This window comes from Klebsiella michiganensis (assembly GCF_015139575.1).
Classification (GTDB): Bacteria; Pseudomonadota; Gammaproteobacteria; order Enterobacterales; family Enterobacteriaceae; genus Klebsiella; species Klebsiella michiganensis.
The window spans coordinates 4,907,117-4,919,206 of record NZ_AP022547.1 but is presented as its reverse complement, the minus strand read 5'-3'; the positions used below and the strand labels follow the sequence as shown (position 1 = coordinate 4,919,206).

15 protein-coding genes are annotated in these 12,090 nt (G+C 56.2%); 5 read left to right on the top strand and 10 right to left on the bottom strand.

What is annotated here, in order from left to right; genetic code table 11:
• The first annotated feature begins 126 nt into the window (after window positions 1-126).
• Window positions 127-663 carry a hypoxanthine phosphoribosyltransferase gene (hpt, locus tag JLG71_RS23090; protein ID WP_014227950.1) on the top strand — a complete coding sequence of 179 codons (537 nt, stop codon included), beginning with the start codon at window positions 127-129 and terminating at the stop codon, window positions 661-663.
• A 51-nt stretch (window positions 664-714) separates the two neighbouring features.
• Here hpt and can read toward each other — a convergent pair whose 3' ends face one another.
• A complete protein-coding gene (gene can / locus JLG71_RS23085) occupies window positions 715-1,377 on the bottom strand; it encodes a carbonate dehydratase (protein ID WP_004098666.1) in 663 nt (220 codons plus the stop codon).
• Between the two features lie 107 nt (window positions 1,378-1,484).
• Here can and JLG71_RS23080 point away from each other — a divergent pair, with 107 nt between their 5' ends.
• The 4 genes from JLG71_RS23080 (at window position 1,485) to JLG71_RS23065 (ending at window position 5,051) form a co-directional block, all read left to right on the top strand.
• Window positions 1,485-2,411: an ABC transporter ATP-binding protein gene (locus tag JLG71_RS23080; RefSeq protein ID WP_004098667.1), complete on the top strand. Its 927-nt coding sequence runs from the start codon at window positions 1,485-1,487 to the stop codon at window positions 2,409-2,411.
• Window positions 2,408-3,178: an ABC transporter permease gene (locus JLG71_RS23075; protein ID WP_004098668.1), complete on the top strand. Its 771-nt coding sequence runs from the start codon at window positions 2,408-2,410 to the stop codon at window positions 3,176-3,178. Before JLG71_RS23080 ends, JLG71_RS23075 begins: the two co-directional genes overlap by 4 nt.
• 121 nt (window positions 3,179-3,299) lie before the next feature.
• Entirely contained in the window at window positions 3,300-3,740 is a 441-nt protein-coding gene (locus JLG71_RS23070; protein WP_032748011.1) for a PTS sugar transporter subunit IIA, read from the top strand.
• Window positions 3,741-3,797: 57 nt separating this feature from the next.
• Window positions 3,798-5,051 (top strand): polysaccharide deacetylase family protein, encoded by a 1,254-nt coding sequence (locus JLG71_RS23065; RefSeq protein WP_025106512.1) that lies wholly within the window; start codon window positions 3,798-3,800, stop codon window positions 5,049-5,051.
• A gap of 1 nt (window position 5,052) precedes the next feature.
• Here the strand turns inward: JLG71_RS23065 and panD are convergent, their stop codons facing one another.
• The 9 genes from panD to thpR form a co-directional block, all read right to left on the bottom strand.
• Window positions 5,053-5,433 carry an aspartate 1-decarboxylase gene (panD, locus tag JLG71_RS23060; RefSeq protein ID WP_004098675.1) on the bottom strand — a complete coding sequence of 127 codons (381 nt, stop codon included), beginning with the start codon at window positions 5,431-5,433 and terminating at the stop codon, window positions 5,053-5,055.
• Window positions 5,434-5,526: 93 nt separating this feature from the next.
• Entirely contained in the window at window positions 5,527-6,381 is an 855-nt protein-coding gene (panC, locus tag JLG71_RS23055; protein WP_032748013.1) for a pantoate--beta-alanine ligase, read from the bottom strand.
• 11 nt (window positions 6,382-6,392) lie between these two features.
• Window positions 6,393-7,184, bottom strand: a complete 792-nt coding sequence (panB, locus tag JLG71_RS23050; RefSeq protein ID WP_004098680.1) for a 3-methyl-2-oxobutanoate hydroxymethyltransferase — start codon at window positions 7,182-7,184, stop codon at window positions 6,393-6,395.
• Between the two features lie 119 nt (window positions 7,185-7,303).
• Window positions 7,304-7,783, bottom strand: a complete 480-nt coding sequence (folK, locus tag JLG71_RS23045) for a 2-amino-4-hydroxy-6-hydroxymethyldihydropteridine diphosphokinase (protein WP_025106514.1) — start codon at window positions 7,781-7,783, stop codon at window positions 7,304-7,306.
• Window positions 7,780-9,177 carry a polynucleotide adenylyltransferase PcnB gene (pcnB, locus tag JLG71_RS23040; RefSeq protein ID WP_072065680.1) on the bottom strand — a complete coding sequence of 466 codons (1,398 nt, stop codon included), beginning with the start codon at window positions 9,175-9,177 and terminating at the stop codon, window positions 7,780-7,782. The genes folK and pcnB overlap by 4 nt, the downstream gene beginning before the upstream one ends.
• Before the next feature lie 51 nt (window positions 9,178-9,228).
• Window positions 9,229-10,110, bottom strand: coding sequence for a tRNA glutamyl-Q(34) synthetase GluQRS (gene gluQRS, locus JLG71_RS23035; protein WP_014837424.1), 882 nt, complete (start codon window positions 10,108-10,110; stop codon window positions 9,229-9,231).
• A gap of 60 nt (window positions 10,111-10,170) precedes the next feature.
• Window positions 10,171-10,626, bottom strand: a complete 456-nt coding sequence (gene dksA, locus JLG71_RS23030; RefSeq protein WP_004098689.1) for an RNA polymerase-binding protein DksA — start codon at window positions 10,624-10,626, stop codon at window positions 10,171-10,173.
• Between the two features lie 164 nt (window positions 10,627-10,790).
• Window positions 10,791-11,507, bottom strand: coding sequence for a DNA/RNA nuclease SfsA (sfsA, locus tag JLG71_RS23025; protein ID WP_004098690.1), 717 nt, complete (start codon window positions 11,505-11,507; stop codon window positions 10,791-10,793).
• Window positions 11,507-12,043, bottom strand: a complete 537-nt coding sequence (gene thpR, locus JLG71_RS23020; protein ID WP_014837425.1) for an RNA 2',3'-cyclic phosphodiesterase — start codon at window positions 12,041-12,043, stop codon at window positions 11,507-11,509. The genes sfsA and thpR overlap by 1 nt, the downstream gene beginning before the upstream one ends.
• Between the last annotated feature and the right edge of the window lie 47 nt (window positions 12,044-12,090).

Genomic DNA, 12,090 nt, shown 5'->3' with positions numbered 1-12,090 from the left:
AATGGGCTTTATTAATCACTGCATCGCATATTTCTTTTTACTGGTATACTGCGTGGCTTGCCGGTCAACGTCGGTGCAATCGCAGCGGCTTTGATGATTTACATTAAGAATCAAATGGTTAGTTTTATGAAACATACTGTAGAAGTGATGATCCCGGAAACTGAGATCAAAGCCCGTATCGCTGAGCTCGGTCGTCAAATTAATGAACATTACAAAGATAGCGGCAGCGAAATGGTGCTGGTGGGGCTATTACGCGGTTCATTTATGTTTATGGCCGACCTGTGCCGTGAGGTTCAGGTACCCCATGAAGTGGATTTCATGACCGCCTCGAGCTACGGCAGCGGCATGTCCACCACCCGTGACGTCAAAATCCTCAAAGACCTGGATGAAGATATCCGCGGTAAAGATGTGCTGATCGTGGAAGACATCATCGACTCTGGCAATACGCTGTCAAAAGTGCGTGAAATCCTTAGCCTGCGTGAACCAAAATCGCTGGCGATTTGTACGCTGCTCGATAAGCCAAGCCGCCGCGAAGTGAAGGTGCCGGTTGAGTTTGTCGGTTTTGCGATCCCGGACGAGTTCGTGGTGGGGTACGGTATCGACTATGCTCAGCGCTATCGCCACCTGCCGTATATCGGCAAAGTGACGCTGCTGGACGAGTAATGCGGAGTGTCTATCCCGGCTTATCCGGGATAGTTAAGAGGGGCGCGTGAATTATCTGTGATTGACGTGCTTGCTTTTAAGGTTGGAAATGCCCTGGCGATAGCGCTGCTCCAGCGTTTCGCGGCTGACGGCGGTCACGTCCAGATCGCGTAACATGCCATCGTGAATGCCGTAGGCCCAGCCGTGAATTGTCACCTTCTGTCCACGCTTCCACGCCGACTGCATAATCGTTGAATGGCCAAGGTTGTAAACCTGCTCCATCACATTCAATTCACACAGCGTATCAAGGCGGCGCTCTTCGGGCATTTCCCCCAGCAGCGAGCTGTGCTTAAACCAGATATCGCGAATATGCAGCAGCCAGTTGTCGATAAGGCCAAGCTCGGTATTTTCAATCGCCGCCTGCACGCCGCCGCAGCCGTAGTGGCCGCAGATGATGATGTGTTCAACTTCCAGTACGTCGACCGCGTACTGCACGACGGAAAGACAGTTCAGATCGGTATGAATCACCAGGTTGGCGACGTTACGGTGTACAAACAGCTCGCCAGGTTCCAGGCCGGTCAAACGTTCAGCGGGGACGCGGCTATCTGAACATCCAATCCACAGAAAGCGCGGCTTCTGCGCCTGTGCCAGTTTCTCAAAGAAACCGGGGTCTTCCTCCACCAGCATTTTTGACCATAGTGCATTGTTGCTGATGAGTGTATCTATATCGTTCATGGATGTTTACGGGCCTGTAACCAAGTAAGTGCGTTGCGCTAATATAGGTTAACCTCACATTTTTTAAAACAACCCATCGCGTGTCACGACACGAGAAGAGACATTTAATGACCATTGCTCTGGAATTAAAACAGCTTAAAAAAACCTACCCCGGCGGGGTTCAGGCGCTGCGCGGAATCGATCTGCAGGTTGAGGCGGGCGATTTTTACGCGCTCCTGGGGCCAAACGGCGCGGGAAAATCCACCACTATCGGCATTATCAGTTCGCTGGTGAATAAAACCTCCGGCGAGGTCAACGTGTTTGGCTATGACCTGCAAAAGGATGTGGTGAACGCCAAGCGCCAGCTCGGCCTGGTGCCGCAGGAGTTCAACTTTAACCCGTTCGAAACCGTGCAGCAGATTGTGATTCACCAGGCGGGCTACTACGGCGTCGAGCGCAAAGAAGCGATCGCCCGTAGCGAAAAGTACCTTAAACAGCTCGATCTTTGGGAAAAACGCAACGAACGCGCGCGGATGCTCTCCGGCGGCATGAAGCGTCGCCTGATGATTGCCCGCGCGTTGATGCACGAGCCGAAGCTGCTGATTCTTGATGAACCCACGGCGGGAGTGGATATCGAGCTGCGTCGTTCGATGTGGGGCTTCCTGAAAGATCTCAACGATAAAGGCACGACGATTATCCTCACTACCCACTATCTGGAAGAGGCCGAGATGCTGTGTCGCAATATTGGCATTATTCAGAACGGTGAGCTGGTGGAAAACACCTCGATGAAGTCGCTGCTTTCCAAACTGAAATCGGAAACCTTTATTCTCGATCTGGCACCTAAGAGTCCATTACCGGTACTGGAAGGCTATCAGTATCGTCTGGTTGATACGTCGACGCTGGAGGTTGAGGTGCTGCGTGAGCAGGGGATTAACAGCGTATTTACTCAGTTAAGCGCGCAGGGCGTACAGGTATTAAGTATGCGTAACAAAGCTAACCGTCTGGAAGAGCTGTTTGTCACGCTGGTCCATGACCGGAAAGGAGAATCAGCATGATGCAGCTTTATTGGGTCGCGCTGAAAAGCATCTGGACCAAAGAGATCCACCGCTTTATGCGTATCTGGATCCAGACGCTGGTGCCGCCGGTCATAACCATGACCCTCTACTTTGTTATTTTCGGCAATCTGATCGGCTCGCGGATCGGTGAAATGCACGGTTTCACCTATATGCAGTTTATCGTGCCGGGCCTGATTATGATGGCGGTGATCACCAACGCCTACGCCAACGTGGCGTCCTCGTTCTTCAGCGCGAAATTTCAGCGCAATATTGAAGAACTGCTGGTCGCGCCGGTTCCCACCCACGTGGTTATCGCCGGCTATGTGGGCGGCGGCGTTGCCCGCGGTCTGTGCGTCGGGATTCTGGTGACGGCGATTTCGCTGTTTTTCGTACCGTTCCAGGTTCACTCATGGATATTCGTCGCCCTGACCCTGGTGCTGACCGCCGTGCTATTTTCGCTGGCCGGTCTGCTGAATGCGGTGTTTGCCAAAACCTTTGACGATATTAGCCTTATTCCGACCTTCGTGCTGACGCCGCTGACCTATCTCGGCGGGGTTTTTTATTCGCTGACCCTGCTGCCGCCGTTCTGGCAAGGGCTGTCGCATCTGAACCCGATCGTCTACATGATCAGCGGTTTCCGCTACGGTTTCCTCGGCATTAACGATGTTCCGCTCGCCACCACCTTCGGCGTGCTGGTGGTGTTTATCGTCGCGTTTTATCTCTTGTGCTGGTATCTGATCCAGCGCGGACGCGGGCTTCGCAGCTAATTTAGTCAACCACGGCGCTTCGCTGCCCCGTTCAGCGAAGCGCCGGCAAACAATTTTGATTGTCATCACCGATATTCATCTCTTCCCTTGCTACATTGTTTGCCTGCTAAGGAGGTGGGCGATGTTAGGTTGGGTGATTACCTGTCATGACGAACTGGCGCAGGAGATGCTGGATCGTCTGGAGAAAAAGTTTGGGCCGCTGACGCAGTGTCGGGCGGTCAACTACTGGCGTAATCTCAGCAGCAATATGCTGAGCCGCATGTTGTGCGACGCGCTGCATGAGACGGACGGTGGAGACGGGGTCATTTTTCTGACCGATAATACCGGCGCGGCGCCTTATCGCGTGGCGGCGCTGCTGAGCCATAAGCACACCCACTGTGAAGTGATTTCCGGGATCGACTATCCATTACTGGAAAGCATGTATTTGCTGCGCCAGAACCTGAGCAGCGAAGCCTTCCGACACGCCATTGTCAGCGCCGGAGGCCCGGCGGTGAGCAGCCTCTGGCATCAGCAGCAAAAAAATCCACCTTTTCGACTACTGCATGAGCCGTACGGGAATTAAGCGTTGGTATTGATGAGGCTTTTGTTACAATGACGGCAGTTCTTGTCTACCGGCTCGATGCGCATGTTTGCCCGAATTCTTGCTTTACTCCTCCTGTTCACGGCGCTAAGCGCCTCTGCCAGCCTGTTAAGCCAGCAGGGTGTGCCGGCACGTTATATGCAAACGACCGAAGATGCGGATATCTGGGCGCAGGTTGGCAATCAGGTGGTGAGCGTCGGCAACGTGCGGGCAGGGCAAATTCTGGCGGTAGTACCGACGGCGGCGGATTACTATGAGTTTAATTTTGGCTTTGCGACCGGCTTTATCGATAAAGGCCACCTGGGGCCGGTACAGGGTAAGCAGCGGGTGGAGGATAGCCTTGGCGATCTGCATAAGCCTCTAAGCAACCAAAATCTCATTACCTGGAAAGATACGCCAATCTATGATGCCCCCGCCGTGGGCAGCGCGCCATTTGGCACCCTGGCGAATAATTTGCGTTATCCGATTATCAGCAAACTCAAAGATCGGCTTAATCAAACCTGGTTTCAGATTCGTATCGGCAACCGCCTGGCGTGGGTGAGCAGTCTGGATGCGCAAGAAGATAACGGCATCCCAGTACTGACTTATCACCATATCCTGCGTGATGAAGAAAATACCCGCTTTCGCCATACCTCAACGACGACTTCCGTGCGCGCCTTCAGCAATCAGATGACCTGGCTACGCGACCAGGGCTACACCACGCTCAGCATGTATCAACTGGAAGGCTATCTGCGTAATAAAGTGAATCTTCCGGCGCGTGCGGTGGCGATCACCTTTGACGATGGGCTGAAGTCGGTCAACCGCTATGCCTACCCGATTCTCAAACAGTATGGCTTTCACGCCACGGCGTTTATTATCTCGTCGCGCATCAAGCGCCATCCGCAGAAATGGGCGCCGAAATCGCTGCAGTTTATGAGTATTTCCGAGCTAAAACAGATCCAGGACGTCTTTGACGTGCAGTCGCATACCCACTTCCTGCATCGGGTTGATGCTGAACGTCATCCGATCCTCCTCAGCCGCAGCTATCACAATATTCTGTTTGATTTTGCGCATTCGCGGCGGGCGCTGGCGCAGTTTAACCCCCACGTACTGTATCTCTCTTATCCGTTTGGCGGCTATAACGCTAAGGCGGTCCAGGCCGCCAACGACGCCGGTTTTCATCTGGCGGTGACTACGGTGAGAGGGAAGGTAAAGCCGGGCGATAATCCGTTCTTGTTGAAAAGGCTGTATATATTAAGAACGGATTCGCTGGAGACAATGTCGCGGCTGATAAGCAACCAGCCGCAGGGGTAGATCAGGCAACCTGCACCGGAATAGCTTTGGCCTGGCGCTTCATTTCGTTTTCGCCTTCGAAATAGGCCACTTTCGGCTGCCAGGTGCGGGCTTCTTCGTCAGGCATGGTGACGAAGCTGGCGATAATCAGAATATCGCCGACGCTCGCACAGTGTGCCGCCGCGCCGTTCACGGAGATAATTCGCGAACCGCGCTCCGCGGCGATGGCGTAGGTGGAGAAACGATTACCGTTGGTCACATTCCAGATATGAATAGCCTCGTTTTCAAGGATGCCGGACGCATCCAGGAAATCCTGATCAATAGCGCAGGAGCCTTCATAGTGCAGGTCGGCCTGCGTGACTTTTACGCGGTGGAGTTTGCCCTGCAGCATATTACGAATCATAACGTCTACCTTTAAAGCTTAACGATAACAAAGCGGACGTGACGCCCGCCTTGAGGAAATTCCAGGCAGTATTGCCCGATTTTTAACCCGTGTCTACCGAACGAGCGCCACTATCTGGTTGTCGATCAAACGCGCTTCGCCGAGCCATGCCGCCATCAGGATCACCGCGCGCTGGCTGTTTTCCGTCAGGTCGAGCAGCGTGTCGGCATCGCGGATCTGGATATCATCGGCGCGGAAGCCTTTTTCGTTCAGCTCCTGCGCGGCAATCGCGATAATCTCGTCAAGATTGCGCTCGCCGGCCGCCAGCTTCTCCGCCGCGCCATTCATCACCTTATACAGCCCCGGCGCAACTTTGCGCTGGTCTGCGCTGAGATAGCCGTTGCGCGAACTGAGCGCCAGCCCATCTTTCGCGCGCATAATCGGCACGCCGATAATCTCGATGTCGTAGCCCATATCGGCCACCATTTTGCGGATCAGCGCCAACTGCTGGAAGTCTTTTTCGCCGAAGCAGGCGACGTCCGGCTGGATCAGGTTGAACAGCTTGCTGACGATAGTGGAAACGCCGCGGAAGTGGCCTGGACGACTGGCGCCCTCGAGCATCGTCGACAGCCCCGGAACATCCACGTAAGTCTGATTTTCGATGCCGTGCGGATAGATTTCCGCCGCGGCAGGGGCAAAGACAAAATCGACCTTACGCTTGTTCAGCTTTTCGCAATCGTCCTGCAGGGTACGCGGGTAGCGCGCCAGATCCTCGGCGCGGTCGAACTGCATGGGGTTGACGAAGATACTGGCCACCACCACATCCGCGCTGGCTTTGGCGGTATCAACCAGCTTCATATGACCATCGTGCAGGTTGCCCATGGTGGGAACCAGCGCAATGCGCTTGCCTTCCTGGCGTAAACGACGGATATGCTGGCGCAGCAGCGGCAGGGTTTCAATAATCAGCACAACAACACTCCTTAATGGAAACTGTGTTCTTCGCCCGGATAGACGCCGGACTCCACTTCGGCAACATATTGCCGTACCGCGGCGCGCATGTCGCCCGCTGTGCTCAGGAAATTTTTGGCAAATTTGGGAATATGGCCGCCGGTGATGCCGAATGCGTCATGCATGACGAGGATTTGCCCGTCGGTGACGTTGCCCGCGCCGATGCCGATCACCGGAATGGTTAACGCCTCGGTGACGCGTTTCGCCAGCTCGACCGGTACGCACTCCAGCACCAGCAGCTGTGCGCCCGCCGCTTCTAGCGCCAGCGCATCATCCAGCAGAACTTGCCCGGCATCGCCGCGGCCCTGAATTTTATAGCCGCCGAAGACGTTCACCGACTGGGGCGTCAGACCGAGGTGCCCGCACACCGGCACCGCGCGCTCGGCAAGCATTTTCACCGTATCCGCCAGCCATGCGCCGCCCTCGATTTTGACCATATTGGCCCCCGCGCGCATCACGATGGCGGCGTTCTCGAAGGTCTGTTCCGGCGTGGCGTAAGCCATAAACGGCAGATCGGCGAGCAGCAGACAGTTGGGCGCTCCGCGGCGCACCGCGCGCGTGTGATAGGCAATGTCTTCTACGGTCACCGGCAGGGTGGAGTCGTGGCCCTGCACCGTCATGCCCAGCGAATCGCCGACCAGCATCACGTTGATACCCTCATCGGCAAACAGCTTTGCAAAGCTGTAGTCATAGGCGGTGATAGTGGCGAAGCGTTTCTTCTCCTGTTTGCATTTCTGCAGCAGGGCGATAGTGGTCGGTTTCATAACGTTTCCTGATGATGAAAGTCATTTTAACCGGCATTCTAGCAGCCGCATTCAGGGGGGCAATGGTTTTAGGCAACCGATTACCACGATCGCCGTAATTGCTAAAAAATGAAGGGGTATTACCAGCTCGCGGGTTTTTCCGCGCCGAGATTGGCCAGCACGTCGCGCAATGCCAAACCGTCGGGGAAACATAGCTCAGGGGCGATTTCAAACAGCGGCCACAGCATAAAGCCGCGGTTTTGCATATCGTAGTGCGGCACGGTCAGCCGCGGGGTGTTAATCACCTCATTGCCGAACAGCATGATGTCGAGGTCCAGCGTGCGCGGTCCCCAGCGTTCAGCTTTACGCGTGCGGCCCTGCTGCAGCTCAATGCGCTGAGTGTGGTCGAGCAGCGCCTCTGGGGCGAGAGACGTCTCCAGCGCCACGGCGGCGTTGAGGTAGTCAGGCTGATCCTGCGGCCCCAGCGGCGGCGTACGGTAGAAAGAGGAAACGCTTATCACCCGGCTGTCCGGTATCTCCGCCAGCGCGTTAACGGCAGCGTTGACCTGCTCCAGCGGCGAGGCCAGATTGCTGCCGATAGCGATATAAGCGAGCGTCATGCGCTGCCTTCGCGGCGCGGCGCACGTTTACGCGGACGACGGTGGCGGCGGCGCGGAGCCGGATCGTCGCCTAAATCATCCAGCATATCTTTCTGATCCGGCGGCGCGGCGACCTGGAACTCGCCCCACCATTTGGTCAGACGCTGCAGTTCGCTGCTGTTTTCGGCGCCGGCGCGCAGCTCCAGCAGATCGTAGGCGGCGCGGAATTTGGGATGCTCCATCAGCTTCCACGCGCGTTTGCCCTGACGGCGGGACATCCGCAGCTGAAGCTGCCAGATATCGCGCACCAGAGTAGTGATGCGTTTCGGGATCGCCAGCGTGCGGCAGGCTTCGTCCAGCACGTCGTTCATCGCCAGCGCGAAGGCGTCGTAGTAGGCCAGCCCGCTTTCCTGGGCGATTTTCTGCGCCGTTTCCAGCAGCGGATACCAGAACATTACCGCGAACAGGAACGCCGGGTTAACGCGCATATCGTTGCGAATGCGGTTATCGGTATTCTTCAGCACCTGGCTGATGATGCGCTCCATCGGACTATCGCCGCGCTCGGTGAAGTAGCGGGTAATGGTCGGGAACAGCGGCTGGAACAGATTATATTCGCGCAGCAGGAGATAGGTTTGATAGCCGTCGCCGGCCTGCAGCAGCTTTAACACCTCTTCAAACAGGCGCGCCGGCGGCACATCGTGCAGCAGCGTCGCCAGGCGTGGGATCGGCTCGGCGGTCTCTTCGCTGATGCTCATGCCGAGCTTCGCCGCAAAACGCACCGCGCGCAGCATGCGCACCGGATCTTCGCGATAGCGGGTTTCCGGATCGCCGATCAGCCGGATGACGCCATCCTGCAGATCTTTCATGCCGCCGACGTAGTCGCGGACGGTGAAATCCGCCACGCTGTAATAGAGGCTGTTGATGGTAAAGTCGCGACGCTGGGCGTCTTCTTCAATCGAACCGAAGATGTTGTCGCGCAGCAGCATGCCGTTCTGGCCGCGCTGGGAGGTGACGCGATCGGTGGTGTGGCCTTCATGGTGGCCGCGGAAGGTCGCGACTTCGATAATTTCCGGCCCGAACATTACGTGCGCCAGGCGGAAGCGACGGCCGACCAGACGGCAGTTGCGGAACAGCTTACGCACCTGCTCCGGCGTGGCGTTGGTGGTGACGTCAAAATCTTTGGGTTTTTTGCCCAGCAGCAGATCGCGTACGCCGCCGCCGACCAGCCACGATTCGTAGCCCGCCTTATTGAGTCTGTACATGACCTTGAGGGCATTTTCACTGATATCTTTGCGGGAAATTGCATGCTGCTCGCGCGGGATAACCGTCATATGTAGTTGTTCGACGGCGGCTTCTGCCTCGCGCTCTTCACGGCTTAGCACCTTACGGCAAAAATTAGCGACTCGGGTAAAAATGGTACACCTCGTAGTGTCAGACGGACTTCAGGACAAAAAAATAGCGGCTAATCATAGCTCAGCAGAACGCATTTGAGAATGCTGGATTTGCTCCGGCCGCCAGTTCGCTACCGCGTACTTGAGTAAATCCTCAATGCTCAGCGTCTGCCATTCCTGAATGACATCCTGATTAAGAAACGTTAGCGCCCGCACAATTTCCGGGCGCGGATCGCCTGTAGATAACGCCGGAGCGTGGTTTTGCTTCGACAGTTTATTGCCCTGCGCGTTGAGGGCCAGCGGCAAATGGATATAGTCCGGCGCCTGCCAGCCAAAATGCTGATAGAGCGAAATTTGCCGCACCGTCGGCTCGATAAGATCGGCGCCGCGGACGATTTCGCTGACGCCCTGAAAATGATCGTCCACCACCACCGCCAGATTATAGGCGAACAGCCCATCGCGACGGTGGATAATAAAATCTTCACGCGCCAGAGGTTCGTCGGCGACGATCGTACCGCGTAGCTGGTCATAAAATTCAAGGACCGGACGCGTTTGCCGCAGGCGCAGAGCGGCGTTTTCCGCGCCGAGGCGTAAATCCCGGCAGTGGCCGTCGTAAAGGCCGCCAATAGCGTGGATACGCGCGCGGGTGCAGGTGCAGTAGTAGCAGAGGCCCTGCTCGCGTAGCCAGGCCAGGCGCTCACGATAGGCTTCGTGGCGTTTTGACTGCCAGAGTACCTCTCCGTCCCAGTGCAGGCCGAAGTGCTCTAACTGACGAAGAATAGTCTCGGCGGCGCCGGGGACTTCACGCGGCGGATCGATATCTTCAATGCGCACGCGCCAGATACCGTTCTGTGCCCGAGCCTGCAGATAGCTGCCAAGCGCGGCAATCAATGAGCCGAAGTGGAGTTCGCCGGAAGGTGAGGGGGCAAAGCGCCCGATGTAGTGGGAATCTGTCATCGTATGACTAAAGCATCAGGGCGGGAGAAAGCTCCCGCCAGAGATGCGTCAGCGAAGTGATTAGCCTGCCATCTGTTTTTCGCGAATTTCCGCCAGCGTTTTGCAATCAATGCACAGGTCGGCGGTCGGACGCGCTTCCAGACGACGGATACCAATCTCAACGCCACAGGATTCACAGAAGCCGAAATCTTCGTCTTCGACTTTTTTCAGCGTTTTCTCGATCTTTTTGATCAGTTTACGTTCGCGGTCGCGGTTACGCAGCTCCAGGCTGAACTCTTCTTCCTGAGCGGCACGGTCTACCGGATCCGGGAAGTTAGCAGCTTCATCCTGCATATGCGTTACGGTGCGATCCACTTCATCCCTAAGTTGATTACGCCACGCTTCAAGAATGCGCTTGAAGTGCGCCAGCTGGGCTTCGTTCATATACTCTTCGCCCGGCTTCACTTGGTACGGCTCCACCCCAGCGATGGAGAGAATACTCAGGGACGATGTTTTACGGTTTTGCCCTTCTTGCATGTTGCTTCTCCTTAACACGCACTATCGATCCCCGTGTTGGGGGAAAAATCAGGCCGCTATAAATAGCAGATGCTTTTCCGGATAGCAATTATCTAAACGTTACACTTGACAACCCTGTGAGGAAAAGCGTATTTGCGCTCGCGACCCGAATACTATTTAGCCGTTTATTTACCGGGGGTTAACACCACGGTAATCGGCTTATTCAGAGTCATCATCTCGGTAGAAAGTTCCGCCTTGTAGGCGAGAATTTCCACCCCCTTGTTTTGCGCCTCAATCAATAGCTGTGCGTATCTGGCATCAATATGATGCGCGGGTGAGAAACGGTCTATCGCCGAGTGCAGCACGGCGAACAAAATCACCGCCCGATCGCCCGCTGCCGCCACGCTCATCAGCTCCCGCAGGTGCTTCTGACCGCGTGCGGTAACCGCATCGGGGAAGTAACCGTATTCCTTTTCCGCCAACGTAACCGATTTCACTTCAATATAGCAGTTTTGTTGGTCATCTGCTTGTAACAGAATATCAATGCGGCTGCTTTCATCACCATACTTCACTTCGCTTTTCAGCGTGTTATAGCCCAAAAGCTCGGGAATATTTCCTGCCAGAATCGCCTCTTTTGCCAACGTGTTAGCACGTAGAGTATTAACACAAATTGTCGCGCCCTCTACGGTTTCAGTTAATTCCCACGTGTGGGCATATTTACGCTTAGGATTATCTGAGGTGGAATACCAGACGGTATCGCCCGGCGCGGCGCAGCCGGTCATGGCGCCGGTGTTGGGGCAGTGCAGGGTCAGCTCGCGGCCGTCGGGGGTGACCACGTCGGCGAGAAACCGTTTGTAACGTTTAACCAGGGTGGCGGACTGCAGGGGAGGAGTGAACAGCATCAGCTTTCCTTGTCGAAGGGATAACGTTCCAGCGCCTGATAGCGGGTACGCCCGCGGCTAAAGCTGGATTCGTAGAGCACAAATTCGTTGACCGCAAACGCCCAGCTAAATCCGGGCGGTGGAATCGGCACCGCGTGGCGCGCGTCGCGCAGCAGGGTGATATGCGGATGAAACGGCTGCGGGCTCTGATAGCAGCCGCTGCGGGCGGCCTGGGCGCGCAGCATATTCGCTAATTGCAGCACCCCGCGCGGCGGCTGACGGGTGCCCAGCCACACTACCCGCGAACGCAGCCACTGCCCGGCATCGTCAAGCGTCAGGGTAAAGCCCGGCTGGCGGATCCGTCCGGCCATCGCTGACAGCGCCCGCTGCTTGTCCGCGCTCACCTCGCCAAGAAACGCCAGCGTCAGATGGAGGTTAGCCGCCGCCACCGGTCGACCCGCATCGCCGGGAAAGCTGGCGGCGCGCCAGTGCACGATCTGCTGCTGAACGTCCCCGGGAAGTTCAATGGCGAAAAACAGCCTTTTCGGCTCGGACATGATAGAGACTCGGTAATGAATTACCGGGATGCTACAATGCTTGCCCG